This is a genomic window from Neorhizobium sp. DAR64872/K0K18, assembly GCF_050500175.1.
GTDB lineage: Bacteria > Pseudomonadota > Alphaproteobacteria > Rhizobiales > Rhizobiaceae > Neorhizobium > Neorhizobium soli.
Genome location: NZ_CP191446.1, coordinates 275243 through 300763 on the forward strand (window position 1 = coordinate 275243; position 25521 = coordinate 300763).

The 25521-nt window shown below is 61.2% G+C and carries 23 protein-coding genes; 15 read left to right on the forward strand and 8 right to left on the reverse strand.

Annotated features, from left to right (window positions below; genetic code table 11):
- Positions 1-63: 63 nt before the first annotated feature.
- From lptB to lptC, 3 genes are read right to left on the reverse strand one after another with little or no spacing between them, the layout of a single operon-like run.
- Complete coding sequence (gene lptB, locus ACQY1P_RS06805) at positions 64-864, reverse strand: LPS export ABC transporter ATP-binding protein (protein WP_371816128.1); 801 nt, start codon at positions 862-864, stop codon at positions 64-66.
- A gap of 18 nt (positions 865-882) precedes the next feature.
- Positions 883-1431, reverse strand: a complete 549-nt coding sequence (locus ACQY1P_RS06810; protein ID WP_062454026.1) for an LptA/OstA family protein — start codon at positions 1429-1431, stop codon at positions 883-885.
- 12 nt (positions 1432-1443) lie between these two features.
- Positions 1444-2121, reverse strand: coding sequence for an LPS export ABC transporter periplasmic protein LptC (lptC, locus tag ACQY1P_RS06815; RefSeq protein WP_062578831.1), 678 nt, complete (start codon positions 2119-2121; stop codon positions 1444-1446).
- A 213-nt stretch (positions 2122-2334) separates the two neighbouring features.
- Between lptC and sppA the strand changes: the two genes are divergently transcribed.
- The 3 genes from sppA to ACQY1P_RS06830 all read left to right on the forward strand — a co-directional run bounded on the left by sppA (position 2335) and on the right by ACQY1P_RS06830 (position 4134).
- On the forward strand, positions 2335-3291 hold the full coding sequence (sppA, locus tag ACQY1P_RS06820; protein ID WP_092663766.1) for a signal peptide peptidase SppA: 957 nt from the start codon (positions 2335-2337) through the stop codon (positions 3289-3291).
- 47 nt (positions 3292-3338) lie between these two features.
- Positions 3339-3638 (forward strand): integration host factor subunit beta, encoded by a 300-nt coding sequence (locus ACQY1P_RS06825; RefSeq protein ID WP_062454023.1) that lies wholly within the window; start codon positions 3339-3341, stop codon positions 3636-3638.
- A 118-nt stretch (positions 3639-3756) separates the two neighbouring features.
- The gene (locus tag ACQY1P_RS06830; RefSeq protein ID WP_062454022.1) at positions 3757-4134 is read left to right on the forward strand and encodes a lipopolysaccharide assembly protein LapA domain-containing protein; all 378 of its coding nucleotides are present in this window, start codon (positions 3757-3759) and stop codon (positions 4132-4134) included.
- A 10-nt stretch (positions 4135-4144) separates the two neighbouring features.
- On the opposite strand, the gene ACQY1P_RS06835 is transcribed toward ACQY1P_RS06830, so the two are convergent.
- Positions 4145-4615, reverse strand: coding sequence for a CoxG family protein (locus tag ACQY1P_RS06835; protein ID WP_113166972.1), 471 nt, complete (start codon positions 4613-4615; stop codon positions 4145-4147).
- 133 nt (positions 4616-4748) lie between these two features.
- Between ACQY1P_RS06835 and ACQY1P_RS06840 the strand changes: the two genes are divergently transcribed.
- The 5 genes from ACQY1P_RS06840 to ACQY1P_RS06860 all read left to right on the forward strand — a co-directional run bounded on the left by ACQY1P_RS06840 (position 4749) and on the right by ACQY1P_RS06860 (position 10134).
- Positions 4749-5948, forward strand: coding sequence for a class I SAM-dependent methyltransferase (locus ACQY1P_RS06840; protein WP_371816129.1), 1200 nt, complete (start codon positions 4749-4751; stop codon positions 5946-5948).
- Positions 5945-6802, forward strand: coding sequence for a TrmH family RNA methyltransferase (locus tag ACQY1P_RS06845; RefSeq protein WP_092663760.1), 858 nt, complete (start codon positions 5945-5947; stop codon positions 6800-6802). The genes ACQY1P_RS06840 and ACQY1P_RS06845 overlap by 4 nt, the downstream gene beginning before the upstream one ends.
- The gene (lspA, locus tag ACQY1P_RS06850) at positions 6802-7308 is read left to right on the forward strand and encodes a signal peptidase II (RefSeq protein WP_062578843.1); all 507 of its coding nucleotides are present in this window, start codon (positions 6802-6804) and stop codon (positions 7306-7308) included. Before ACQY1P_RS06845 ends, lspA begins: the two co-directional genes overlap by 1 nt.
- A gap of 95 nt (positions 7309-7403) precedes the next feature.
- Positions 7404-9137: an ATP-binding protein gene (locus ACQY1P_RS06855; protein WP_325263905.1), complete on the forward strand. Its 1734-nt coding sequence runs from the start codon at positions 7404-7406 to the stop codon at positions 9135-9137.
- Between the two features lie 112 nt (positions 9138-9249).
- A complete protein-coding gene (locus tag ACQY1P_RS06860; RefSeq protein WP_113109391.1) occupies positions 9250-10134 on the forward strand; it encodes a GNAT family N-acetyltransferase in 885 nt (294 codons plus the stop codon).
- Positions 10135-10256: 122 nt separating this feature from the next.
- On the opposite strand, the gene ACQY1P_RS06865 is transcribed toward ACQY1P_RS06860, so the two are convergent.
- Positions 10257-10520, reverse strand: a complete 264-nt coding sequence (locus ACQY1P_RS06865) for a type II toxin-antitoxin system Phd/YefM family antitoxin (RefSeq protein WP_174195513.1) — start codon at positions 10518-10520, stop codon at positions 10257-10259.
- Positions 10521-10604: 84 nt separating this feature from the next.
- Positions 10605-12902, reverse strand: a complete 2298-nt coding sequence (locus ACQY1P_RS06870; RefSeq protein WP_209902960.1) for an NADP-dependent malic enzyme — start codon at positions 12900-12902, stop codon at positions 10605-10607.
- 213 nt (positions 12903-13115) lie between these two features.
- Between ACQY1P_RS06870 and mutS the strand changes: the two genes are divergently transcribed.
- The 3 genes from mutS (at position 13116) to ACQY1P_RS06885 (ending at position 17314) form a co-directional block, all read left to right on the forward strand.
- Complete coding sequence (gene mutS, locus ACQY1P_RS06875; protein ID WP_430256670.1) at positions 13116-15764, forward strand: DNA mismatch repair protein MutS; 2649 nt, start codon at positions 13116-13118, stop codon at positions 15762-15764.
- A gap of 30 nt (positions 15765-15794) precedes the next feature.
- Positions 15795-16277, forward strand: a complete 483-nt coding sequence (gene greA / locus ACQY1P_RS06880) for a transcription elongation factor GreA (RefSeq protein WP_092663754.1) — start codon at positions 15795-15797, stop codon at positions 16275-16277.
- Between the two features lie 92 nt (positions 16278-16369).
- Entirely contained in the window at positions 16370-17314 is a 945-nt protein-coding gene (locus ACQY1P_RS06885; protein WP_092664109.1) for an MYG1 family protein, read from the forward strand.
- 4 nt (positions 17315-17318) lie between these two features.
- Here ACQY1P_RS06885 and ACQY1P_RS06890 read toward each other — a convergent pair whose 3' ends face one another.
- Entirely contained in the window at positions 17319-18371 is a 1053-nt protein-coding gene (locus tag ACQY1P_RS06890) for an alpha/beta hydrolase family protein (protein ID WP_430255806.1), read from the reverse strand.
- A gap of 126 nt (positions 18372-18497) precedes the next feature.
- On the opposite strand from ACQY1P_RS06890, the gene ACQY1P_RS06895 reads away from it, so the two are divergent.
- The 3 genes from ACQY1P_RS06895 to murJ all read left to right on the forward strand — a co-directional run bounded on the left by ACQY1P_RS06895 (position 18498) and on the right by murJ (position 24372).
- Entirely contained in the window at positions 18498-19562 is a 1065-nt protein-coding gene (locus ACQY1P_RS06895) for a helix-turn-helix domain-containing protein (protein ID WP_430255808.1), read from the forward strand.
- 175 nt (positions 19563-19737) lie between these two features.
- Positions 19738-22608: a [protein-PII] uridylyltransferase gene (locus ACQY1P_RS06900; RefSeq protein WP_430255810.1), complete on the forward strand. Its 2871-nt coding sequence runs from the start codon at positions 19738-19740 to the stop codon at positions 22606-22608.
- 171 nt (positions 22609-22779) lie between these two features.
- Entirely contained in the window at positions 22780-24372 is a 1593-nt protein-coding gene (gene murJ / locus ACQY1P_RS06905) for a murein biosynthesis integral membrane protein MurJ (protein ID WP_430255812.1), read from the forward strand.
- 2 nt (positions 24373-24374) lie between these two features.
- Here the strand turns inward: murJ and ACQY1P_RS06910 are convergent, their stop codons facing one another.
- Positions 24375-24866, reverse strand: a complete 492-nt coding sequence (locus ACQY1P_RS06910) for a YcbK family protein (RefSeq protein WP_062454008.1) — start codon at positions 24864-24866, stop codon at positions 24375-24377.
- A 225-nt stretch (positions 24867-25091) separates the two neighbouring features.
- On the opposite strand from ACQY1P_RS06910, the gene ACQY1P_RS06915 reads away from it, so the two are divergent.
- On the forward strand, positions 25092-25499 hold the full coding sequence (locus ACQY1P_RS06915) for a VOC family protein (RefSeq protein ID WP_062454007.1): 408 nt from the start codon (positions 25092-25094) through the stop codon (positions 25497-25499).
- The last annotated feature ends 22 nt before the right edge of the window (positions 25500-25521 follow it).

Below are 25521 nucleotides of genomic sequence, written 5' to 3' on the forward strand. Positions count from 1 at the left end.
GAATTGCTTTTTTGATAGATTTGGTCAAGCGGCACGAAGCGGGAAAGTAGATTCTTTCTGGCCTCAGAGGCTGAACTTGTCGCCAAGGTAAAGACGACGAACATCCGGATTGTTGACGATATCGTCGGCCCTGCCATGCGTCAGGACTTCGCCTGCGTGAATAATGTAGGCGCGATCGATGAGACCAAGCGTTTCGCGGACGTTGTGATCCGTTATCAGTACCCCGATACCGCGCGCCGTCAAGTGGCGAACCAGGTTCTGGATGTCGGAAACGGAAATCGGGTCGACACCGGCAAACGGCTCGTCCAACAGCATGAAGGCAGGGTCGGTCGCCAGCGCGCGGGCGATCTCGAGGCGACGCCGTTCGCCACCCGACAACGCGACAGCCGCGGACTTGCGCAACTGGCTGATGTGGAATTCTTCCAGCAACTCGTCGAGCTTCGCTTCGCGCTTGTCGCGGTTCGGTTCGTGCACTTCCAGAACGGCGCGAATGTTGTCTTCGACGGACAGTCCGCGAAAGATCGAGGCTTCCTGGGGCAGGTAGCCGACGCCGAGACGCGCGCGCCGATACATCGGCATATGCGTCACCTCGTTGCCATTGATGGCAATCATGCCCTCATCGACAGGCACAAGCCCGGTGATCATGTAGAAACACGTCGTCTTGCCGGCGCCGTTCGGTCCGAGCAGGCCGACAGCCTCGCCCTTGCGAACGACCAGCGATACGCCGTTCACCACGCGCCGCGTGTCATAGGTCTTGGAAAGACCATGCGCCACCAGCGTACCCTCATAGCGCGCCTTGTCGCGTGCAATGAAAGGTTCGGTCACGGGCGACCGGTCGGCAGACCGGTTGGAGAGGAAAGGTATTTTCAAGGGCTTGGATTTCTATTGCTTAGGCCGCGACTTCGGGTCGAGCATAATTTCCACGCGGCCACCGCAGGAATCGAGCTTCGCCTGTCCGGTCGCCATCTGCACGGTCAGCTTGCAGCCGCGAAACACGTTGGCGCCTTCGGAAAGCACCACTTGCTTGCCGGAAAGCACGAAGGTCTGCGAGGTCATGTCGAACTCGCCCTTTTCGGCGGTCGCCTGCTGAGTGCCCGAGGTGAGGAAAACGGTGTCGTCGAGAAAGATCTTGTCGATGTCGGTGCTGCCGGAGGTCACCGAAGCGCCTTCACCTTTGTAAAGCACGGTCATCTTGCCGGCCTTCATCGTGGTCGTACCCTGCACCACCTGCACATTGCCGGTGAAGAAGGCACGTTTTTCCTGATCCTTGATTTCCAGCTGGTCGCTCTGGATCTGGATCGGCGCATCGTTGGAAAGCTTCAAGCCTTCCATCTTGCTGCTGGTGGTCTGGGCGGTCGCGCTGAAGGCAAGGCCGAACACGAGTCCGGTGGCCATCACGGCGGAAGAGATACGAAAGAGTCGATTCGTCATTGCGGCCGTGCCCTATTTGCCTTGGTTGCGGATGCGGGCAGGGTCGAGGTCGACCTGAACCTTGCCGATCAGGGTGATTGTGTGTCCCTTATCCGTTATCTTCAGGGAGTTCGCAACAATGGAACCCGCGTCCATGGAGATTTTGACCGGGTCCGGCGTATCCATCAATCCACCCGGTATATCGAGGCGGGCGGATTGGAAGCGCGCAGTAATCCCGTTGGATAAATTAACGTCGAATGGTTTGGTCAGATCCAGCTTGTCGGCGCCACGATCGAAATCGGCACCGGCGGCCGTTACACGCGCAACGACCTCGTCATTGATCGGCACGGCGGCCTTGACGTTTTCGAGGCTGATCATGTTCGGGTTCTGGATATCCTGCAATGCACGGTTGGCAATCATCGAATAGCTGATGCCGTCGCTGTTGCGGCCGGAAATCGCAGGCCGTTCCATGACGATCTTGCCATTTTCGATGCGCGCGCTTTCGATCGACAGGTTTTCCGGCAGATAGGCGCGCACGATCGCCACCCCGATAAAGGCGGCGGAGATGATGGCTGCACTGATCGGCAGGAATATCTTGAGCTTGCGCACCCTTGCGGAATGGGCAAGTGCCGACTGATAGATATCGTCGGGCGACTGCCCGATCGCACGGGAAGCGCCGGCCAGGGCTGGGTTGCGGATATGCTGCAGCATTCTGCTCGTCCGGTCCTTTCCGGCAAGATTTGTCGTAAAGATGACTGGGCCGCCTGCGTTGAGATCGACGTAAGCGGCGCTAGTTGTTCACCTGCGGCCTCAATATGGTTTTTATCGTTCAACAAACAATAATGGACAACATAAAAACGTGATATGCCCGCTTGAAACAAAAAGCCGGACCCTATTTGGGCTGGCTCGCTATGAGGATTGAGAATGGATCAGATGGGGATTGCTGAACGGCGCCAGTTGCGTCGGAAACTGAGTTTCTGGCGGGTTGCGGCCCTCGTGTTTCTCGTCGGCATCGGTTTCGCGCTGTATCGGGTCACGGTCGGCGCCAGTGGCAACTCCGCGGTCGCGCACGTCGCCCGCGTCGATATCTCAGGCATGATCCTTGACGACAGGGAATTGCTGGAGCGATTGGAGAAGATCGCCGAAAGCAGCCAGGCGAAGGCGCTCATCGTCTCGATCAATTCTCCGGGCGGAACGACCTATGGCGGCGAGCGCATCTTCAAGGCCATCCGCCATATCGCGCAAACCAAGCCCGTCGTCTCGCAGGTCCGCACCCTTGCCGCATCCGCCGGCTACATGATTGCATCTGCTGGCGATCATATCGTCGCCGGCGAAAGCTCCATCACCGGCTCGATCGGCGTCATCTTTCAGTACCCTCAGGTCGATGAAGCGCTGAAAAAGATCGGCGTGTCGCTGGAGGAGATCAAGTCGGCGCCGCTGAAGGCCGAGCCATCGCCCTTCCATCCTGCCAGCGAAGAAGCCAAGACGATGATCCGCAATATGGTGATGGACAGCTACGCTTGGTTCGTCGATCTCGTGGCCGATCGCCGCAACATGCCGCGCGATGAGGTTCTGAAACTCGCTGACGGTACGATCTTCACAGGCCGTCAGGCGCTTGCCGTCAAGCTGGTCGATGAACTCGGCGGCGAAGACGAGGTCCGCGCCTATCTGGAGACCCGCGGTGTGGCCAAAAGCCTGCCAGAAGTGGAATGGAAGGACGGCAAGTCCTCGTCCTCATTCTGGTTCGCCAGTGCCGTGTCGCAGTTTTTCCGCATGACCGGACTGGGCGACCAGCTTTCCCCGGCAGCGCTTCGGATCTTCGGCTCCGACAAGTTGTTCCTTGACGGTCTGGTTTCCGTTTGGCAGGTTGGAAGCGACTGAAAGCCTAATTTTTTCAGGGGGCACCTAACTTTTTTCAGGGGGCAGAAGTGATCAAATCTGAACTGGTGCAGATCGTTGCAGCGCGCAATCCGCATCTCTACCATCGTGACGTCGAGAATATCGTCAATGCGGTCCTCGACGAGATCACTGATGCTCTCGCCGGAGGTAACCGGGTCGAGCTGCGTGGCTTCGGCGCGTTTTCGGTAAAGAACCGTCCGTCGCGCTCCGGCCGCAATCCGCGCACAGGCGAAAGCGTCTTTGTCGAGGAAAAATGGGTGCCGTTCTTCAAAACGGGCAAGGAATTGCGCGAGCGCCTCAACCCGGATCTTGCCGACGAGGACGATTGATCGCGTCGAAGGTCGGGCATCACACTTGAAAGCATGACGCCGCCCTCTATTCTGCACTAGACGCCGGCAGCGATGACCGGCGATCCATCGTTTGATTGTCACTTGCCGGGAGAAAACCATGACCAAGTTCAAGAGGATCGTGAGCCTCGTGATCTTCGTGCCCCTCGGCATCGTTTTGATCGTTCTGGCCGTCGCCAACCGTCAAAGCGTCACGCTCGCACTCAATCCCTTCCGTCCGGAAGACAGCGTCCTGTCGCTGACGGCACCGCTGTTCCTGCTGGTACTGCTGGCGCTCCTGTTCGGCATGGCGCTTGGCTCGTTCGTGACCTGGTGGAGCCAGGGCAAGCATCGCAGACAGGCCCGGATTGAAGCTCGCGAGGCCGTCCGTCTGCAAAAGGAGAACACTGCCGCGGTCAAGCCGTCGCCGTCAGTCGTTCCGGCCAACCAGGCCATTGTTCCCGCCCCGGCCAGCAACGCCGCGCTTCCAGCCAGATAACGACCCGCGGTCAGAGCCCCTCGGTTCTGGCCTCCGCCGTCTTGGCGATGACCGCTGCGTTGAAGTCCGCAAAGAACTTTGCTGCCAGCTTCTCGGTTGTCGACCGCACGAGCTTGGAACCAAGCTGCGAGATACGCCCTCCGGTTTGCGCCCGCGCGATATAATGCAGCACGGTCTCAGTCCCGTCGGCCTCAAGCCGTACATCGGCCGCGCCCTTGGCAAATCCCGCAACGCTTCCCTGACCCTCGGCGGAGATCGTGTAGCTTTCTCCCGCCCTGATGTTCGAAAGCGTGATCGTGCCGGCAAGGCCAAGCGAGATCAGGCTGAAGCGAACCTTGATGCTGGCGGCAAGTTCGTTGTCCGAAATCCACTCCAGCCGCTCGCAACCGGGAATGCACTGGCGGATGGTTTCGGCATCGTTCAGCGCGCGCCACACGATATCCCGCGGCGCCGCGATCCGTTCCTGCCCTTCGATATCCATCTCGATCTCCCGTTTCGCTGATTAGATAGGCGTCGAAGCGAGCGAAAACAGATCTGACGCTATTGCCGGCTTTGAAGAACGCGGCACAGATGCTATCTGCTGCGAAAGACAAGAACCCGAGCGGATGATCGCAGTGATGAACAAGGAAAGGCGGCCGACCGGCAAGCGCCCGGAGAAGCCAGCAGCCAAGGGCGCGCCTAAGTCGCCTGCCAAAAGCCCGGACAAGCGCCGCAGCGAAGCGGGCAGCCGTCCGGCCGTTGCCGCAACCCGCACCAGGTCGACCGGCCCCCAGGCTGCGCGCTCGGAAGGTCGGGCCGAAGCCCAAACCACCCAGTCGCGCCGTCCTGACAGACCACAGGCACAACCGCACGTACCGGTCGAAACGCGTCCGCTTCTTGCCCGCAGCGGCGATCTGCCAGCCGAACGCGTGCCGATCATTCTGGAATCGTCCGGCGCCGGCGATTTCCACCTGATCGACACCGGCCGCGGCCTGAAGCTTGAGCAATACGGCGATTACCGCGTCGTGCGCCCGGAAGCCCAGGCCCTGTGGCAGCCGACGCTTGCCGACGATATCTGGGAAAATGCCGACGCGATCTTTACCGGCGATACGGATGAAGACGGCATGGGCCGCTGGCGCTTTCCGGCGCAGACGCTTGGAGAAACCTGGCCGCTCGCCCTTCTCGGCATCGATTTCCACGGCCGCTTTACCGCCTTTCGCCATGTCGGCGTCTTCCCGGAACAGATCGTCCATTGGGAGTGGATGAAGGAACGCGTCGAGGAGGCCGCCAAGGCCGGGCGCACCCTGAAAGTCCTCAACCTGTTCGGCTATACCGGCGTCGCCTCGCTCGTGGCGGCAGCCGCCGGTGCCGAAGTCACCCATGTCGATGCGTCGAAAAAGGCGATCGGCTGGGGTCGCGAAAACCAGTCCTTGTCGCGTCTGGAAAAGGCACCGATCCGCTGGATCTGCGAAGACGCGATGAAGTTCATCCTGCGCGAGGAACGCCGCGGCAACACCTACGACATCATCCTCACCGATCCGCCGAAATTCGGCCGCGGTCCGAATGGCGAGGTCTGGCATCTGTTCGATCATTTGCCGCTGATGCTCGATGTCTGCCGGCAGCTCCTGTCGCCCAAGGCTGTCGGCCTGGTACTGACCGCCTATTCGATCCGCGCCAGCTTCTATTCCATCCATGAACTGATGCGCGAAACCATGCGCGGCGCAGATGGCGTGGTAGAATCGGGCGAACTCGTCATCCGGGAAGCGGGCCTCGACGGCAAAGTCCATGGCCGCGCGCTTTCCACCTCTCTTTTCAGCCGTTGGGTACCCGCATGAGCGATAATTTTCACAGAAACGGGCCACGGCGCGTCGGGCAGGTGAAGGAAGTCACCTCGCTCGCCAACCCCATCATCAAGGACATCAAGCTTCTCACCGACAAGAAGCACCGGGAAGAAGCCGGTGCCTTCATGGCGGAGGGGCTGAAACTGGTCATCGATGCGCTGGAACTCGGCTGGACAATCCGCACGCTCGTCTATGCCAAGGCTGCCAAGGCCAAGCCGCTGGTCGAACAGGTTGCGGCAAAGACCGTTGCTGATGGCGGCCTCGTTCTCGAGGTCAGCGAAAAGGTCCTGTCGTCGATCACGCGCCGCGACAATCCGCAGATGGTGGTCGGTATTTTCGAGCAGCGCTGGGCACGGCTTGCCGATCTGAAGCCTCAGGCTGAGCAGACATTCGTCGCGCTCGACCGCGTCCGCGATCCGGGCAATCTCGGCACGATCATCCGCACGGCCGATGCCGCTGGCGCCTCCGCCGTTCTTCTGGTCGGCGAAAGCACCGACCCGTTTTCGCTGGAAACCGTACGCGCCACGATGGGCTCGATTTTTGCGATGCCGGTCATCCGCTGCTCGGCGGAAGAATTCCTGAACTGGCAAAAGGGAGCGGGCGTCAGCGTCGTCGCCACCCATCTGGCCGGCGCCGTGGATTATCGCACTGCGGACTATACCCGCAAACCGGTCGTTCTCCTGATGGGCAACGAGCAGTCCGGGCTGCCAGACAGCCTTGCGCGCGCCGCCGATCGCACGGTCAAAATTCCGCAACAGGGCAGGGCGGACTCGCTCAATCTCGCGGTCGCGACGGCCGTCATGCTGTTTGAAGCCCGCCGCCATCTGCTGACGCTGGAGGATAAATAATGACCGCTCGCGTTGGTCTCCTGTCGCGACCCATCAGTGCGGTCATCTTCATCATCATCGCCGTGCTGCTCGACCAGGCGATCAAGATCGCCGTCGAAAATTCGCTGCCGCTCGAGCAGATGGTGCCGGTCATTCCGTTTCTGGCGCTCTACCGCACCTATAATATGGGCGTAGCCTTCTCGCTTCTGTCCGGCATGGAGCGCGAATTCATCATCGGCATGCGCCTCGTCATCGTCGCCTTCGTGCTGTGGCTCTGGCGCCGCACGCCCAAGGACCGGCCCTTTGCCCATCTCGGCTATGCGATGATCATCGCCGGTGCGATCGGCAATCTGATCGATGGCATCGTTTACGGGCACGTGGTGGATTACATCCTGTTTCACACCGCCACCTGGTCGTTTGCCGTGTTCAATCTCGCGGACAGTTTTATCAGCGTCGGTGCAGGTCTCGTCATTGTCGACGAGCTGTTCGGTCCCAAAGCGGCGGCATCCGTAGACGAGCAGAAGTAATTTTGCTCGACGGATAATTGTGAAATCGAGCGATTGGCATAATTTTACCGGATTGATCTAAGACTTCGGAAGGAAACCTCGGGTAATCTTTCCGTATGCGCGACATCGCCGAAATACAGAACCGTATCTCACAGGCCTTCACGTCGCTCGCGCCGAAGGACGGGTCTGACGACGCCGCATGGAATGGAGTGCCCCGCACGCCGGAGCAGCCGGTCGCGGCGAACGTCCAGAGACATCCAGGCGCTCTTCGCGCACTCTTCACAAAAATCCTCAAATGGCGCCGCCCACAGGCCATTGCTGCCGACGTCTCGGGCTCTCCGCAGATCGCCAACGTCGTCCATGAGCTACGAACGCCACTGAACGGCATTCTTGGGATGACCCACCTCTTGGGTCAGACGAAGCTGACGGCGGAGCAGCAGAATTACTTGAGCGGTATCCGCCAGTCCGGCTACGCCCTAGCTCAACTGGTCGAAGATCTGCTGGATCATTCCACGATGGAGGCCGGCCGGTTCCGTCTCAACAACCGTGCAGCGGATCTGCGCCAGCTGATCGAAGGTGTCGTGGAAATGCTCGCGCCCCGCGCCCATGGCAAACGGATCGAGATCGCCGCCACCGTATCCGCCGCCGTGCCGGAGCTTCTCGACTTCGATCCTGCCCGCATTCGCCAGGTTCTGTTCAACGTCATCGGCAACGCCGTCAAGTTCACGACCACAGGCGGCGTGCTGGTTCGAGCCTTCATCGAGAACGAGACCGTGGCGATTTCTGTTGCCGATACCGGCCCGGGCATGACCGAGGAAGAGCAGACCCGGATCTTCGGTGCGTTCGAACAGGCAGGATCAGCGGAAACGCGCAGCGGCGGCACAGGTCTCGGCCTCGGCATCGCCTCGCGCATCCTGGCCGAATTCGGCGGCTCGCTGTCGGTCTCCAGCCGCAAGGGCAATGGCAGCGTCTTCACCATCCGCTATCCCATGCGTCTTGCCGAGGATGCGCCGGCCGGTGCTGCCGTTCGCAACCGCTCGCTGTTTGGCTCTCGCGTGCTTCTGCTCGCGCCAGATGGTCCGGCCGCCTTTGCGACCGTTTCCAGCATCGAAACACTCGGCGGCCGTGGGAGGCATGTGTCCGATCCCGCCCAGGTGCAGCTGTTGATCGATCGGGCCAAAGCGACAGGCTCGCCCTATACCGATCTCATCGTCGATCACCGACTGGCCTCCGACTACGCGTGGGAACCGTCGCACGCGCCGCTGCACCGTATTCTACTGGTCAATCCGGAGGAAAGGGCGTCGCAACCCCAGGAATATTTCGATGCCTGGCTGATCCGGCCGCTGCGCGAAAAATCGCTGGTCGATGTCCTCAGTGGCCGCATGCGTGGTTTTGGCGCCCGCGACCGCCCGGTAATGGACGTGCCGGCTCCTGAAAATTCAAACTCGGTCGATCGCAAGCGGGAAGCCGGTCCGGCCCTCGATATTCTTCTCGGAGAAGACGATCCCGTCAGTGCGCTTCTGGTCGCCGCGGTTCTGCGCAAGGCAGGGCACACGGTTCGTTCCGTGGAGGATTTCGGAAGTCTCATCGAAGCCCTTGGCGAAAACCGCCCGGATGTCGTTCTCTGCGACATGCATATGCCCGGCGGCAACATCATGGATCTCATCTCTGCCGCCTCCAGAACCGCGCTGCAGCCGGTCCCCGTCATGGTGCTGACAGCCGAAAGCCGCGGCGAGGCGCGGCGCAAAGTCATCGATCAGGGCGCCTGCAAAGTACTTCAGAAGCCGCTCGATCCGGCTGTTCTGATTGAGGAATTGCGCCTTTTTGCGCAGGCTTCCAGCAAGTCTTGACAGTCGCGTTGACGGGCCTTGCACCACTTTCTATTGTGACGATATCTGTCACGCTCTTGTTGCAGATGCATGTTTAAACGCGGGTGATCCAACCGGTACGGGAAGAATCACCATGGCTATCGAACTCCTGAACCGCACATTGACCTCTGAGACAAAGCAGGCCCCGGCTGCTGATCCGGCAAATAGCCGCGTTGGTAGCGATGTGTTCGGCCGCATCGGTACGCTCGAAACAAGGCTTGCCCGCAACCTGCGCGAAATCGATGCCGCCCAGGCCGTGCGCTACCGCGTCTTCGTCGAGGAGATGGGCGCCACGATCGAGCCCGAGGCGATGCGGCTTCGACGGGATATCGATAGCTACGATGCGATCTGCGACCATCTGCTTGTCGTCGACAACGCGATAGACGGTGAAATCGAAGACCAGATTGTCGGAACCTACCGGCTTCTGCGCCAGAGCGTCGCTGAGGCGAATGGCGGGTTTTATTCGACGTCCGAGTTCGATATCGCGCCACTTCTCGCCCGCCATCCTGACAAGCAGTTCATGGAACTCGGCCGCTCCTGCGTGCTGCCCGACTACCGCACCAAACGCACCGTCGAACTGCTCTGGCAGGGCAACTGGGCCTATGCGCTGAAGCATGGTGTCAATGCCATGTTCGGCTGCGCCTCTTTCCCCGGCGTGCGTCCGGAAGAACACGCGCTGGCGCTGTCCTTCCTCCATCACAATGCGCTGGTGAAGGACGAGTGGATGGTCCACGCATTGCCTGATCTCAATCGCAACATGGATCTGATGCCGGCCGAGGCGATCAATCCGCGCCAGGCGCTTTCCGCCATGCCACCGCTGGTCAAGGGCTACCTTCGCCTCGGCGCTATGATCGGAATGGGAGCCGTCGTCGATCAGGCTTTCAACACCACGGATGTGCTGATCGTGCTACCGATCGCATCGATCTCCGGCCGCTACATCAACTACTTCGGCGCCGACGCCGGTCGCTTCGCGAACTAGAGCGCTCTAGATTTGGAGCCTGGTCGGTCCGCAGTAGCGACCCACCATGTCGTGCACCGAGGATGGCAAGCGTTCGGACGCGGCGACAAGCCAGATCAGAAGATGGGAATCCGGCAACAGCCTCAATCGCGAGCGCCGTAGAACAGATCCTCGATCTCTTTGTCCAGCGCCTTATCCATGTCTTCCGGAATGAAGAACTGACCTTTCAAAAAGCCGATCCGCCGTTTCCTGGGCCCGGTCACCTCCTGTGCGGCCGCCTCATCGACAGCAACCACCGTCACCAGCGGCTTGCCCGCCCTGGCGATCACGAACGGTTCCCCGTTCGCGGCTTCATCGACAAGCTGCGACAGGTTTTCTTCGGCTTCCTGAATGCTGACGGTCTTCATGAAACGGGAACTCCGATCGGACCAGATGAAACACCCTAATCCGATCGGCTGAAGCTTTCAACAAAAGCGTCGGCGCGGGGTCTCTCAGGACCCCGCGTTATAGGCCGCAATCGCCGCCATGTTGACGATTTCGGAGTCCTTGGCGCCCATCTGGGTGATCTGCACCGATTTATCCAAACCGACCAGAAGCGGCCCGATCAGCGTCGATGCGCCGATCTCCTGCAGCATGCGGGTGGCGATCGAGGCCGAATGAATGGCCGGCATGACAAGCACGTTGGCGGTGCCCGAGAGGCGGCAGAACGGATACTGCTCCATGCGGCTGGCATTGAGCGCCACATCGGCACCCATCTCGCCGTCATACTCGAAATCCACCCGGCGCCCGTCGAGGATCTTCACCGCCTCGCGGACACGCTCGGAGCGCTCGCCGATTGGCTGGCCGAAGGTGGAATAGGCAAGCAGCGCCACGCGGGGCTCGTAGCCCATGCGCTTGGCGACGCGTGCGGCTTCCACGGCGATGTCGGCGATCTGCTCGGCAGTCGGCATGTCGTGCACGGCGGTATCCGCCACGAAGATCGTCCGGCCGCGGGCCACAACGATCGACACGCCGATCACCTTGTGTCCGGGCTTGTCGTCGATGCAGCGGCGCACGTCGGAAAGAGCGGTCGCATAGTTGCGCGTCGTGCCGGTTACCATTGCATCCGCATCGCCCACGGCCACCATGGTCGCGGCAAAATGGTTGCGGTCGTGGTGGATCAGCCGCTGCACGTCACGCAGAAGCAGTCCCTGGCGCTGCAGGCGGGCGTAGAGGAAGTCGATATAGGTATCGACGCGCTTGGAAATGCGCGCGTTGATGATCTCGATGCCGGGGCGTTCGAGGTCGATACCGGCCTTTTCCGCCGTCTCGCGGATCACATCGTCGCGGCCGAGCAGGATGGCGGTGCCGAGACCCTGGCTGCAGAACGAGATCGCGGCCCGCATGACCTGCTCTTCTTCGGCTTCGGCAAACACCACGCGCTTGGGGAAGCGGCGAACCCGGTCGTAGATACCTTGCGTCGTTGCAGCGATCGGGTCGCGGCGGGCGGAAAGCTCGCGACCATAGGCGTCAAGGTCGGTGATGTCGCGACGCGCTGCTCCGCTTTCCATTGCAGCTCTGGCAACGGCGACGGGAATGGCCGAGATCAGCCGCGGATCGAACGGCACGGGAATGATGTATTGCGGCCCGAAACGCGGCCGGTTGCCCTGGTAGGCGGCAGCCACGTCATCAGGCACGTCCTCGCGGGCAAGATCGGCCAGAGCCTGTGCTGCGGCAATCTTCATCGCATCGTTGATCTGGCGGGCTCGCACATCGAGCGCCCCGCGGAAGATGTAGGGGAAGCCCAGCACGTTGTTGACCTGGTTCGGATAGTCCGAGCGGCCGGTTGCCATGATCGCGTCGTCGCGGATGCGCGCCACTTCTTCCGGCGTGATTTCCGGATCGGGATTGGCCATCGCGAAGATGATCGGCTTGTCCGCCATCGAGCGGATCATCGCTTCGGTAAACGCACCCTTCTGGGAAAGACCGAACACCACGTCGGCACCCTTCATCGCCTCTTCCAGCGTGCGGCTGTCGGACTTGACGGCATGCGCGCTCTTCCACTGGTTCATACCCTCGGTACGGCCCTGGTAGATCACGCCCTTGGTGTCGCAGAGGATGATGTTGGCAGGGTTGAAGCCCATCGCCTTGATCAGTTCGATACAGGCGATCGCGGCAGCACCCGCGCCATTGCACACCAGCTTCGTCGTCTTGAGGTCGCGGCCGGTCAGTTCCAGCGCGTTGATGAGACCAGCGGCGGCGATGATCGCTGTGCCGTGCTGGTCGTCATGGAAAACCGGGATGTCCATCAGTTCGCGCAGACGGCTCTCGATGATGAAGCATTCCGGCGCCTTGATATCCTCGAGATTGATGCCGCCGAAGGATGGGCCGAGATAGCGCACGCAGTTGATGAACTCGTCGACATTTTCCGTATCGACCTCGAGATCGATACTGTCCACATCGGCAAACCGCTTGAACAGGACGGACTTGCCTTCCATGACCGGCTTGGATGCCAGTGCACCGAGATTGCCGAGGCCAAGGATTGCCGTGCCGTTGGAAATCACGGCCACCATGTTGCCGCGCGTCGTGTAGTCATAGGCCTTGGAAGGGTCGGCGGCGATCGCCAGAACCGGCACGGCGACACCCGGCGAATAGGCCAGCGAGAGGTCGCGCTGCGTCGCCATCGGCTTTGTCGGGGTGATCTCGAGCTTGCCGGGACGGCCCTGCGAGTGGAAATCAAGCGCTTCCTGCTCGGTCACCGACGCTCTGTTGCGCGTGTTCTTTTCCGGCGTCTTGTCGTTTGCGGGCATTGGCCTCTCCAGCTTTTTGTGGGCAGCGCCCCTCGAGGTCGCGGGGGATGTTGTAATTCAAGGGTCATCACCGATAGTGTCGCCTCTTTCCAGACGCAACAATAAATCTGCGCAACAAACATTGGTGCCGTGACCCATTTTCAAAGACCTACGCTCGATGCCCTGACGACCGACCAGCTGGCTTCGGAGGAAAGCCGCGCGTCGGCAACGCCGATGATGGAACAGTTCATCGAGATCAAGGCCAACAATCCCGGATCGCTGCTGTTCTATCGGATGGGCGATTTTTACGAGCTGTTCTTCGAGGATGCGATCGATGCCTCGCGCGCGCTCGGCATCACGCTGACGAGGCGCGGCCAGCATATGGGACAGGACATTCCGATGTGCGGCGTGCCTGTTCATGCAGCGGATGACTATCTGCAGCGGCTGATCATGCTCGGCTTTCGCGTCGCCGTTTGCGAACAGGTGGAAGATCCGGCGGAAGCGAAGAAACGCGGCTCCAAATCGGTCGTCAAACGCGATGTCGTGCGGCTCGTCACGCCCGGCACGATCACCGAAGAGAAACTGCTCGTCGCCTCGGAATCCAACTACCTGATGACGCTTGCCCGCATCAAGGGTGCTGCCGAACCGCTGATGGCGCTTGCCTGGATCGATATCTCCACCGGCGTATTCCGGTTGGCGGAAACCGAGCCGTCGCGCCTGCTCGCCGACATCCTGCGGATCGAGCCGCGCGAACTGATCATGCCGGATACGATGTTCCACGATGCGGAGCTGAAGCCGGTCTTCGACGTGCTTGGCCGCGTCGCTGTGCCGCAGCCTTCGGTCCTGTTCGACAGCGCCACGTCGGAAGGCCGCATCGCGCGCTATTTCGGCGTCGGCACGCTGGATGGCTTCGGCACGTTTTCGCGCGCTGAAATGGCAGCGGCTGCAGCTGCCATCGCCTATGTGGAAAAGACCCAGATGGCGGAGCGCCCGCCGCTCGGCCGACCGGAGCGCGAAAGCGGTGCCTCCACCCTGTTCATCGATCCCGCCACCCGCGGCAATCTGGAACTGACGAAAACCTTGTCAGGCGAGCGCGAAGGCACGCTCCTGAAAGCGATCGACCGAACCGTCACCGGCGGCGGTGCAAGGCTTCTGGCCGAACGGCTGATGTCGCCGCTGACGGATCCCGACCGCATCAACCGAAGGCTCGATTCCGTCTCCTTCCTCAGGGACGAGCCTGGCCTGTGTTCGGATCTGCGCTCCTCGCTGAAACACGTGCCCGATATGCCGCGCGCCCTGTCACGTCTGGCGCTCGATCGCGGCGGCCCGCGTGATCTCGGTGCGATCCTCGCCGGTCTCGAAGCGGCGCGTGGCGTTGCCAGCTTCCTCAGTGGCGCCATGCTGCCGCAGGAACTGTCGGAGGCGCTCGATGATCTGAAGATGCTGCCGGCGGAACTCGAAACCCTGCTTGGCACCACGCTTGCGCAAGACCTTCCGCTCCTCAAGCGCGATGGCGGCTTTCTTGCGGATGGTGCACGTGCCGAACTGGACGAGGTCCGCGCACTGCGCGATCAGTCGCGCAAGGTCATCGCCGGGCTGCAGCTGCAATATGCCGAAGAGACCGGTATCAAGTCGCTCAAGATCAAGCACAACAACGTGCTTGGCTACTTTATCGAAGTGACCGCCGGAAATGCCGGCCCGATGACCGATACACCGGAAGCCAAGGCGCGCTTCATCCACCGCCAGACCATGGCGAATGCGATGCGCTTCACCACAACAGAGCTGGCCGATCTCGAAAGCCGCATCGCCAACGCCGCCGACCGGGCGCTGACGATCGAGCTCGAAGCCTTCCGTCTCATGGTCGAGGCCGTGACCGCCGAAGCCGAAGCCATCAAGGCCGGCGCCCGCGCGCTTGCCATCGTGGATGTTGCAGCCGGCCTTGCGATGCTTGCCGAGGAGTGGGACTACCGCCGCCCGGCGGTCGATGCGTCGCGCATGTTCGCGATCGAAGGCGGCCGCCATCCGGTCGTCGAGCAGGCCCTGCGCCGTCAGTCATCAGGCCCGTTCATCGCCAACGAATGCGATCTCTCGCCCGCCGGAACCGACGAGTTCGGTGCCCTCTGGCTTCTGACCGGCCCCAACATGGGCGGTAAATCGACGTTTCTGCGCCAGAACGCGCTGATTGCCATCCTCGCTCAGATGGGGTCCTTCGTTCCTGCCGCGTCCGCCCATATCGGCATCGTCGACCGCCTGTTTTCCCGCGTCGGAGCCTCCGACGATCTTGCCCGCGGCCGTTCCACCTTCATGGTCGAAATGGTCGAGACGGCAGCGATCCTCAACCAGGCGACGGACCGTTCGCTGGTCATCCTGGATGAGATCGGCCGTGGCACGGCAACCTTCGACGGCCTGTCGATTGCCTGGGCCGCAGTCGAGCACCTGCACGAAAGCAACCGCTGCCGTGGGCTGTTCGCCACCCATTTCCACGAACTCACCGTGCTCTCGGAAAAGCTCAACCGCCTTTCCAATGCCACGATGAAGGTCAAGGAATGGGATGGCGAGGTCATCTTTTTGCATGAAGTGGGCCCAGGTGCTGCCGATCGCTCCTACGGTATCCAGGTCGCACGGCTTGCCGGCCTGCCCGACAGCGTCGTCGCCCGTGCCCGAGATGTGCTGACCAAGCTTGAGGACAGCGATCGCAAGAACCCCGCAAGCCAGCTCATCGACGATCTGCCGCTGTTCCAGGTGGCGGTGAGAAAAGATGAGATGAAGCGCGGTCCGTCAAAGGTCGAGGAAACGCTGAAAGCCATCAATCCGGACGAAATGAGCCCACGCGATGCGCTCGACGCCCTATATGCGTTGAAGAAGCAACTTGCGGCCAAGTAAGGCCGCATCTCAGTTGAAAGGAACACGCACGTGAGCGTCGCCTTCGTGAAGGAAGAAAGTGCCGAAACCGCAGCGGAAACCCAGCTGCCGGACAGGCCCGTCTCGTCGCATCCCAACCTCGTCACCGAGGCCGGCCTGAAGGCGCTAGAGGCGCAGCTTCGTACCGCAAAGGAGGCTTTTGACGCGGCCAACACGGTTGAGGACGTCAACGAGCGCCGCCGCCAGGCCGCAGGTCCCGCGCGCGACCTCCGCTACTTCGCCGAGAGGCTGCACAGCGCTCAGCTAGTGCCTGCACCGGTTTCGACTGAAGTCGTCGCCTTCGGCAACACGGTGCGCTTCAGCCGTGACGACGGCCGCGAGCAGGCTTATCGCATCGTCGGCGAGGATGAGGCCGATCCGAAGGAAGGTTCGATCTCCTACGTTTCTCCCGTTGCAAGTGCGCTTCTGGGCAAGTCGGTCGGCGATGTCGTGACTGTAAACGGTCATGAACTCGAAATCACTGCAATTTCCTGACGCATTCTCCTGAAACCACACCTCAGCGCTTGAGAAGGCCCTCCGCTCCGGCTATCTGATTCTTTCCATTGAAAGAAAAGGCTGATCGCGGCATGACTCCAGATTATCTCGTCACCCATTCCGGTGGCTTCCATGCCGACGAACTCCTGTCCAGTGTCATCCTGACGCGGCTGTTCCCCGATGCACGCATCGTCCGCAGCCGGGCTCCCGAATGGATCACGCCGGGTGGCGACCGCATCATCTACGACGTCGGCGGCTCCTTCGACGCGCAGGCGCAGATTTTCGATCATCACCAGCGCGGTGCGCCCTTGCGAGATGACGGCGCGCCGTTCAGTTCCTTCGGCCTGATCTGGAAGCACTACGGCCGCGATTACCTGCTCGCCTTCGGCGTACCGGAAGCCCATGTCGAGGCGGTGCACGCAGCCTTCGACACCAAGTTCGTGCTGCCGATCGACCTCATGGACAATGGCGCGCTCAGCCCCTCGGCCGCAGGTCCGATGGCCGGCCTGACACTGCCGTCGCTTCTCGAAACCCTGAAGCCCGCCTTTGACGAAAAGGACGAAGGCGCCGATGATCGCGCCTTCCATGCAGCGCTTGTCATTGCCCGCGCCTTTGTCGAAGCCGGTATTTCCCAGCGCGCCGCAAAGCTGCGGGCAGAGACGCTGGTTCTGGACGCCATTGCCAAGGCCGGCGAGGGGCGCATTCTCGAATTGCCGATGGGCATGCCGTTCCGCCCCGCCATCCTGAAGGCTGGCGCCGATCAGCTTCTCTTCGTCGTCCACCCGCGCGACAAGGACTGGTGCGTCACCGGCATCCGCCGTGCCGATGACGGTTTCGAACTGCGCGCCGATCTCCCCGCCGCATGGGCCGGCCTCACCAATGCAGATCTGGAAGCCGCATCCGGCGTCGAAGGCGCCACGTTCTGCCACAACGGCCGCTTTATCGCCGCCGCCAGAACCCGCGAAGCAACGCTCGCCATGGCGGAACTCGCGGTGAAGGAGGCCCTGTCTAAAGGCCTCCTCCCTGCGGCTGGCTGAGCGCTCAGCGTTCCAGCAGCGTTCTGCGAAGAAAGACGGCAATATTGAAGAAGATCTGCTGATGCAGCTTTTCGCGTGGGATGTCGCTCACCTCATCGCAAACCGGATCATCCTCATACTGCTTCAGCAATTCTGCTCCATTCGCGTTGCAGATGCTGAGGAACGAGAAATGGTTTGCGCCGGGAACTAGCGCGTAGTTGGCCTCCGGAATATCGACCGCCAGCGACTGGGCGTTGGTGCCGGACATGATGCCGTCGCCTTCGCCGAGGTTGATGAAAAGCATTGGTCTATCGATGCCGGCAAGACTTTCGTTCTGGTAAACCATGGCAAAACCCGGATCGACCGCAATCACCGCTGAAACGCGCTTGTCGCCATAACCACCTTCGAATGCCTCCCGATCGACTTGGGAAAAATCCACCCCGCCCTTCTGAAACCAGTTGCAGCCCGCATCCTTGCCGCCTGCCTCCGCGCAATGGGTGACAAAGGTCTGAAGCGACGCGCGGGCACCGGCGGTCAGCATCATCGTGGTGCCCCCAAGCGAAAAACCGATGCCGCCGATCCGATCCTTGTCGACAAGCGCGCTCCAGGTGGCGCTCGTCGTCAGTGTATCGATCAGGGCCGAAACATCCTGTGCCCGCTCCCAGATCTTGAAGCTTTCCACCGGAATGGAATCGCCTGAGGTCGAGTGGATATGATTGGGTGCCGCAACGATGAAGCCGTTGCGCGCGAGTTCTGTCGAAAGCCAGCCCAGCCCCGCTGCATTGCCGCCCGAGCCATGGCTCAAAATGACCAGCGGAAACTTCTCCTGCACCGGCGTGGCATTACGGCGAGCAGGCACGCCGACCCACAGAGCATCGGCACCCAGCGTATAGGGATCGCCGTCGGCCTTTGCCGGATAGGTGATCAGCACTCTCTCGGGTTGGGTTCGATGCGAAGGATTGATCTGGATCCACTGGGTTCCCGCCTCGAAGGCGAAGGCCGGCAAGGCGGTTGCGGAATACCCGAAACCGATCAGGGCAAGGGTTGCAAGGCGAAGGCGGGGTAGGGGCAGGGCCATGGAAATCTCCATCGGGGTTGTGAACGGCACCACCCTTGCGCCTGTATCTGCCTGCCTTTCGACCTCGATCGTGATATGGTCGGACCTCAAACATGTTTCAGGCCATTTACCGTCGGGGTCACTGCAGTGCTCTCTATCCCTTTGCCGTTTCTGGTCGGTATCGTCTTTGCCCTTGCGCTCTATCACAGCCTCAAAGGCGTCGACGTGCCGGGAAGCCGTCGCTACTTCATTGCATTTGTCGTTCTCTATGCGGCCCAGGGCTTGGTCGTCGGCCTTCATTTCGGCTACGGCATAACGGCGCTCGCACCGGTTCAGCCGGTCACGGCCTCCGTCATGCCGCCGCTTGCGTTTCTCGCCTTCCAGTCGCTTTCCGGCGGCGGCCGATCTGCGCCCTGGCGCCACCTCGCCGCACCGCTTTGCGTCGGCGCTTCCGTCCTTTTTGTACCGATCCTGGTCGATCCGCTCCTGCTGGTGATCTTTCTCTTTTACGGCGTCGCCCTCTGGCGGCTGATCCGTTCGGAAGGTTCCGATCTCATGGTCGAAGCCAGCCTTCAGCGAATGCGTCCCGCCCTACGGGCCGCCAGAATGACGGCCGCGCTGATGCTGTTTTTCGCAGTCAGCGATGCTGCCCTCTCGGTCTACACGACGTTCAACGGGAGGGACGACATTCCGCTTGTCCTGACGGCGATCAACATCGTCGTTCTCGTGGTAACCGGCATCTACTATTTTGCACCGGAAGCTGCAGAAAGCCCGCTGCCGAACGGGAAGGCACCGGAAGCCAATCCACAGGATGAGCGTCTCGTCCAGCGCGCGACAGAGGCTTTGGATCGGGACGGTCTCTACCGCGACGAAAACCTCAGTCTTGCGAAACTGGCCCGCAAGGCCGGCGTCCCTGCGCGGGATCTGTCGGTTGCCATCAATCGCGCAACCGGCCTCAACATCTCGCAGTTCGTCAACAGACGCCGGATCGCGGAAGCATGTCTGCTGCTTCGCGAAACCCGCCGGCCGGCGACGGTCATCATGTTCGATGTCGGGTTTTCCACCAAGTCGAACTTCAACCGCGAGTTTCGCCGCATCACCGGCATGAGCCCGCGTCAGTGGCGCAGCGGATCGAAGTCTATCGCAGACCCCGGCAATATCGGGCTTGACGTTCCGGTCGCGAACAAACAACTTGGCGCCGTCAAGCCGTAACCGTGGTAAGCACGCCGCTCACATGCGGAGCACTGTGCGGTAACGGCTGCGCAACAAAAATGAGCTAAAGCGTATGGGGCAGGGCCGCAGGGACCTGGGAACGCTTTAGGGGAGGTGCCCGAAATCCGTCGTCGTCTCCATCGGGAATGGAGAGGGCGGGCACCGGCAGGAAGACATGGCCAAGCAAGCAACAAGACAAGATCATCGTCACGATATCGATTTCTCCGAACTGATGGACGTCGCCGGCCTGCAGACGAAATGCCGCGAGGCGCTCGGAACCAAGGATCGGCCGCTGCTGGAATCGCGGGCAGCTCTCCTGCCGATCCTGCGGCAGGCCAGTGTCGACGGTCGCGAAAAGGCACGCGAACTGCTGAGCCAGGATGGCAGCGGTCTTCGCTGCGCCCGCCGCATATCCTGGATCCAGGACCAGCTGATCTGCGTCCTCAATGAAACCATCACCGAGAGCCTCTATCCGGAAGGCCGCGAGATCGCCGTTGCCGCCACCGGCGGTTACGGCCGCGGTACGCTCGCGCCAGGGTCCGATATCGATCTTCTTTTCCTGCTGCCCGAAAAGAATTCCGATGCCATGCGCAAGGCGGTGGAATTCCTGCTCTATCTCCTGTGGGACATGGGCTTCAAGGTCGGCCATGCCACCCGCACGGTGGAGGAATGCATTCGCCTGTCGAAAACCGACATGACGATCCGCACCGCCATTCTCGAATGCCGCCCGATCTGCGGCAGCGGCGCGCTGGTCAATCAGCTGATGTCGCGCTTCGATCTGGAAGTCGTCGCCGGCACCGGTCCGGAATTCGTCGCCGCCAAACTTGCCGAGCGCGACCAGCGCCACAAGAAGGCTGGCGATACGCGCTATCTGGTCGAGCCCAACGTCAAGGAGGGCAAGGGTGGCCTGCGCGATCTGCACACGCTGTTCTGGATTGCCAAATACTACTACCGCGTTCGCGAAACGACTGAACTCGTCAAGCTCGGCGTCCTCTCGCGCGAGGAAGCAAGGTCCTTCGAAAAGGCCGATGACTTTCTCTGGGCGGTGCGCTGCCAGATGCATTTTCTGACGGGCAAGGCGGAGGAACGTCTGTCGTTCGACATTCAGCGCGATATCGCGGCAAGCCTCGGTTACAACGCGCGGCCTGGCCTCTCCTCCGTCGAACGCTTCATGAAGCACTATTTCCTGGTCGCGAAGAACGTCGGCGATCTTACCCGCATTCTCTGCGCGGCCTTAGAGGACCAGCAGGCGAAGGCCGCACCCGGCCTCACCCAGCGCGTCATCTCGCGCTTTACCAAGCGGCTGCACAAGATTGCCGGATCTGTCGAATTCGTGGAAGACCGCGGTCGCATCACGCTCGCCGATCCCGGCGTCTTCAAGCGCGATCCGGTCAGCCTGATCCGCTTTTTCCACGTGGCGGACCTGACCGGGCTGGAACTTCATCCCGACGCGCTGAAAAGCATCACCCGATCGCTTTCGCTTATCGACAGTGCCCTGCGCGAAGACGACGAGGCAAACCGTCTCTTCCTCTCCATCCTCACCTCCAGGCGGGATCCCGGCCTGATGCTGCGGCGGATGAACGAGGCCGGCGTGCTCGGCCGCTTCATTCCCGAATTCGGCAAGGTCGTGGCGATGATGCAGTTCAACATGTATCACCACTATACGGTCGACGAGCACCTGATCCGCTCGGTCGATGCGCTGTCGGAGATCGATCACGGCCGAGCGGCGGACATGCATCCGCTCGCCAACAAGCTGATGCCGACGATCGAGGAGCGCGCGGCGCTCTATGTCGCAGTTCTGATCCACGACATCGCCAAGGGCCGCCAGGAGGATCATTCGATCGCCGGCGCCCGGATCGCGCGCAAACTCTGCCCGCGTCTCGGTCTCAACGCCAAGCAGACCGAACTCGTCGTGTGGCTGGTGGAACAACACCTGATCATGTCAATGACGGCGCAGACCCGCGATCTGCATGATCGCAAGACCATTGCCGACTTTGCCGAAAAAGTCCGCTCGCTCGATCGCTTGAAGCTGCTGCTGGTGCTGACCATCTGCGATATCCGCGCCGTCGGCCCGGGTGTCTGGAACGGCTGGAAGGGTCAGCTTCTGCGCACCCTCTACTATGAAACGGAACTGCGTCTCTCCGGCGGCTTCTCCGAAGCATCCGGCAAGGAGCGGGCCAAGGCGGCGGAGGAAGATCTCGCCAACGCCCTGTCCGACTGGAGCCAGCAGGACCGCGAGGCGCTGGTGAAGCTCCATTACCAGCCGTATCTCCTCTCCGTGCCCGTCGAGGACCAGGTTCGCCACGCAAGCTTCATCCGCGAAACCGACAAGGCCGGCAAGCCGCTCGCCACCATGGTGCGCACCGACAGTTTTCGGGCGATCACCGAAATCACGGTTCTGGCCCCCGACCATCCGCGTCTTCTGTCGATTATCGCAGGCGCCTGTGCGGCAGCCGGTGCCAATATCGCCGATGCGCAGATCTTCACCACCTCCGATGGCCGTGCGCTCGATACGATCCACATCAACCGGGAATTTGCGGTCGATGACGACGAAATGCGCCGTGGCGGCACGATCGGACGGATGATCGAGGATGTGCTTGCCGGCAAGAAGCGCCTGCCGGAAGTCATCGCCATCCGCGCGAAAGCCAAGAAGAACAAGAACAAGGCCTTCATTATCCCGCCCTCGGCAATCATCTCCAACGGGCTTTCCAACAAGTTCACCGTCGTCGAGGTTGAATGCCTCGACCGGACAGGTCTGTTGGCGGAAATCACCGCGGCCCTTGCCGATCTTTCGCTGGATATCCAGTCGGCACGGATCACCACGTTTGGTGAAAAGGTAATCGATACGTTCTACGTCACCGATCTCGTCGGCCACAAGGTGACCAACGAAAACCGCCAGGGCAACATCATCACCCGGCTGAAGGCGGTCATGGCGGAACAGGAAGACGAGCTTCAGGAAGCCATGCCGGATGGTATCGTCGCGCCCCAGCCGGCTGCTGCCGACGGAGCGAATGTCTTGCCGCGGAAGTCGAAAGTCGGTGTCTGAAACACGACACCGGTGCTATCCCTGCTGAACGGGTGCTTCGTTCGGTCCGATCTTTTGCGCCGCAGAAACTGTGGGGCAGGGCGCCGGCCGAACGACGCATGCCAACGCACAGGCAGAACATGAACAATCCCAGCTTCCCCAGCATGAGACCAAGCCGATGAGCCCAAACCGATGAGTCTTGCCAGAAAATTCGCAACCGTCGGCGGCGCGACGCTCGGCAGCCGCATCTTCGGTTTCGCCCGTGAAACCTTCATGGCGGCGGCCCTTGGCACGGGGCCGATGGCAGACGTGTTTTACGCCGCCTTCCGGTTTCCCAACCTGTTTCGCCGTCTGTTTGCCGAAGGCGCCTTCAACGCCGCTTTCGTTCCACTGTTTTCCAAGGAAATCGAGGCGAACGGCGTCGATGGTGCCAAGCGGTTTTCCGAAGAGGTCTTCGGCGTCCTGTTTTCTGCGCTGCTGATCATCACCATCGCAATGCAGCTGGCCATGCCCTGGCTGGTGCGGTGGGTCATTGCCCCGGGCTTTGCCGATGACGCGGAAAAGACCGCGCTGACGGTGCGCATGGCTGTCGTCATGTTCCCTTATCTCATGTGCATGTCGCTGACGGCGATGATGAGCGGCATGCTCAACTCGCTGCATCATTTCTTTGCCGCCGCCATCGCGCCGGTGTTCTTGAACGTGGTGATGATCGCAGCGCTTCTCTACGGCCTCTGGGTTGGCGCCGATCCGCGCGAAATCGCCTGGTATCTGTCGTGGAGCGTGCTGGTTGCGGGCGTGTTGCAGCTTGGCGTCGTCTACGTGGGCGTGCGCCACGCGGGCATCAATATCGGCTTTCGCCGGCCGAAGATGACACCCAACGTCAAGCGCCTGCTCTGGCTCGCGGTTCCGGCCGCGATCACCGGCGGCATTACCCAGATCAACCAGATCATCGGCCAGGCGATTGCGTCGGGCAAGGAAGGCGCAATCGCTGCCCTGCAATATGCCGACCGCATCTACCAGCTGCCGCTCGGTGTCGTCGGCGTTGCCGTCGGTGTCGTGCTCCTTCCAGAATTGTCACGGGCGCTGAAGGGCGGCCACGTCAAGGAAGCCGGCAACATCCAGAACCGCTCGATCGAATTCGTGCTGTTCCTGACGCTTCCTGCCGCTGCCGGTCTCTGGATGCTGTCGGATGCGATCATCCGCGTGCTTTACGAGCGCGGTGCGTTTTCGGCGGAAAACACCGCCGTCGTCGCCTCGATCCTTGCGATCTACGGCATCGGTCTTCCGGGTTTCGTGCTGATCAAGGCGCTGCAGCCGGGCTTTTATGCCCGCGAGGATACAAAGACGCCGATGCGCTTCACCATGGTGTCGGTCGTCATCAACTCGGGCCTTGCCATCACGCTGTTTCCGATGATCGCCGAACGCGGCATCGCGACGGCAGAGGCTGCGGCCGGATGGATCAACACGATCCTGCTATTTTCGACGCTGGTCTGGCGGGGTGATCTCGTCTGGGAATGGGCGCTTGCCCGGCGTACCGCCCTTTTGCTGGTCGCGACAGGGGTCATGGCGGCGGCGCTGTTTTATGCGCTTCCCTATGCCAGCCCATGGCTGCAACCGGGCTCGCATCTGTTGACCCAGGTGCTGGCTCTGGCCTGCCTTCTGGGCATTGCAATGGTCGTCTATTTCGCCTGCGCGTTTGCGATCGGCGGTGCCGATCTCGGCATGATCAGGCGAAACATCAAGCGGAAGCCAAAGTCTGCTGTCCCACCACCGGCGGAGTCCTGATCTCAGGACTTTCCGCGGCGCTTCAGGCTTGCAAGGCTGCCCTTGCCACCTTTTCCACCTTTGCCGCAATGCGCCCAGGCGCGTCGCGGGCCGACATCCACATGCACGATGCCGTTGCAGTAACGGCCGATGCCGCCGATGCCCGGGGCGCTCGCTGCTGCCGCAAGCACCCTCTTTTCGGCAACGCCGGGAACGCGAATGTCGGCGGCATAGCAATGGCTGTGCTGTGATGTGCCAGAGCGCGGACGGTGGCCGGAGGTCACCATCGGCTTCTTGCCGGTTTCCTTGGCGATATGGGCAAGGATGGCACCCAGCTTCTCGGGAAAGCAGTTGGTCCGAACGCTGACGCGCTGGACAGTATAGTAAGCAGAGTAGTCGTGTTTGAAAGAACTGCTGCGGCGTTTCTCGCCTTTTTCGGCGGCTTGTGCGGTCGCGGACAGCGTTAGGCAGAGCGTCATGAAGCAGGACAGCGCGACGCGGTAAAAGATGCGCATACGGGTAAACCTCAGAAAATACTCACGACCGACTGGGGTCGACTTGGTGGGGGAGTATTTCTTTCCGAAAAGTGACCTCAGTATGGAGGAATTTGCCCCAAAGTGGGATTTGTCTGCCTCAAGGGTTAAACTGCGTTAACCTTATGGTTGCTTCGAGTTCCTTGACATGGCGGGCAGTAAGCGTCGAAGACCTGTACCCGCCACGACAAAACAAGGTGTGTTTCGATGTCGATCCGTTCCCTATTTCTGGTCACGCTGGTCGTTGACGACTACGATCGGGCGCTCGATTTTTACTGTGGAATCATGGGCTTTGAGCTTGTCGCCGATACCCCTTTGGAGGCGACCAAGCGCTGGGTGGTAGTGCGCCCGCCGGGCGGAGATGGGGCCGCGCTCCTGCTGGCACGCGCCGACGGCGTCGCCGAAACGGCGGCGATCGGCAACCAGACGGCAGGCAGGGTAAGTTTTTTCCTGAAAACCGACGATTTTGCCGGTGATCACGCCCGGTTGTCAGCCAAAGGCGTCCGCTTCATCGAAGAACCGCGCCACGAACCCTATGGCACGGTCGCAGTGTTTGCCGATTGCTACAGCAACCTTTGGGATCTCATTCAGCACGCGAATGATGCAGCCTCTTGATCCCTCGTGGCGGGGCGTGCAT

What these genes read in the sequence shown, in the direction of transcription:
- ACQY1P_RS06890 (WP_430255806.1), bottom strand. Translation starts at nt 18,371, where the DNA reads ATGGCCCTGCCCCTACCCCGCCTTCGCCTTGCAACCCTTGCCCTGATC.
- murJ (WP_430255812.1), top strand. Translation starts at nt 22,780, where the DNA reads ATGAGTCTTGCCAGAAAATTCGCAACCGTCGGCGGCGCGACGCTCGGC.
- lptC (WP_062578831.1), bottom strand. Translation starts at nt 2,121, where the DNA reads ATGCTGCAGCATATCCGCAACCCAGCCCTGGCCGGCGCTTCCCGTGCG.
- ACQY1P_RS06835 (WP_113166972.1), bottom strand. Translation starts at nt 4,615, where the DNA reads ATGGATATCGAAGGGCAGGAACGGATCGCGGCGCCGCGGGATATCGTG.
- ACQY1P_RS06855 (WP_325263905.1), top strand. Translation starts at nt 7,404, where the DNA reads ATGCGCGACATCGCCGAAATACAGAACCGTATCTCACAGGCCTTCACG.
- ACQY1P_RS06870 (WP_209902960.1), bottom strand. Translation starts at nt 12,902, where the DNA reads ATGCCCGCAAACGACAAGACGCCGGAAAAGAACACGCGCAACAGAGCG.
- ACQY1P_RS06860 (WP_113109391.1), top strand. Translation starts at nt 9,250, where the DNA reads ATGGCTATCGAACTCCTGAACCGCACATTGACCTCTGAGACAAAGCAG.
- lspA (WP_062578843.1), top strand. Translation starts at nt 6,802, where the DNA reads ATGACCGCTCGCGTTGGTCTCCTGTCGCGACCCATCAGTGCGGTCATC.
- ACQY1P_RS06915 (WP_062454007.1), top strand. Translation starts at nt 25,092, where the DNA reads ATGTCGATCCGTTCCCTATTTCTGGTCACGCTGGTCGTTGACGACTAC.
- ACQY1P_RS06830 (WP_062454022.1), top strand. Translation starts at nt 3,757, where the DNA reads ATGACCAAGTTCAAGAGGATCGTGAGCCTCGTGATCTTCGTGCCCCTC.
- ACQY1P_RS06865 (WP_174195513.1), bottom strand. Translation starts at nt 10,520, where the DNA reads ATGAAGACCGTCAGCATTCAGGAAGCCGAAGAAAACCTGTCGCAGCTT.
- ACQY1P_RS06900 (WP_430255810.1), top strand. Translation starts at nt 19,738, where the DNA reads ATGGCCAAGCAAGCAACAAGACAAGATCATCGTCACGATATCGATTTC.
- ACQY1P_RS06845 (WP_092663760.1), top strand. Translation starts at nt 5,945, where the DNA reads ATGAGCGATAATTTTCACAGAAACGGGCCACGGCGCGTCGGGCAGGTG.
- ACQY1P_RS06910 (WP_062454008.1), bottom strand. Translation starts at nt 24,866, where the DNA reads ATGCGCATCTTTTACCGCGTCGCGCTGTCCTGCTTCATGACGCTCTGC.
- sppA (WP_092663766.1), top strand. Translation starts at nt 2,335, where the DNA reads ATGGATCAGATGGGGATTGCTGAACGGCGCCAGTTGCGTCGGAAACTG.
- mutS (WP_430256670.1), top strand. Translation starts at nt 13,116, where the DNA reads ATGATGGAACAGTTCATCGAGATCAAGGCCAACAATCCCGGATCGCTG.
- ACQY1P_RS06810 (WP_062454026.1), bottom strand. Translation starts at nt 1,431, where the DNA reads ATGACGAATCGACTCTTTCGTATCTCTTCCGCCGTGATGGCCACCGGA.
- ACQY1P_RS06885 (WP_092664109.1), top strand. Translation starts at nt 16,370, where the DNA reads ATGACTCCAGATTATCTCGTCACCCATTCCGGTGGCTTCCATGCCGAC.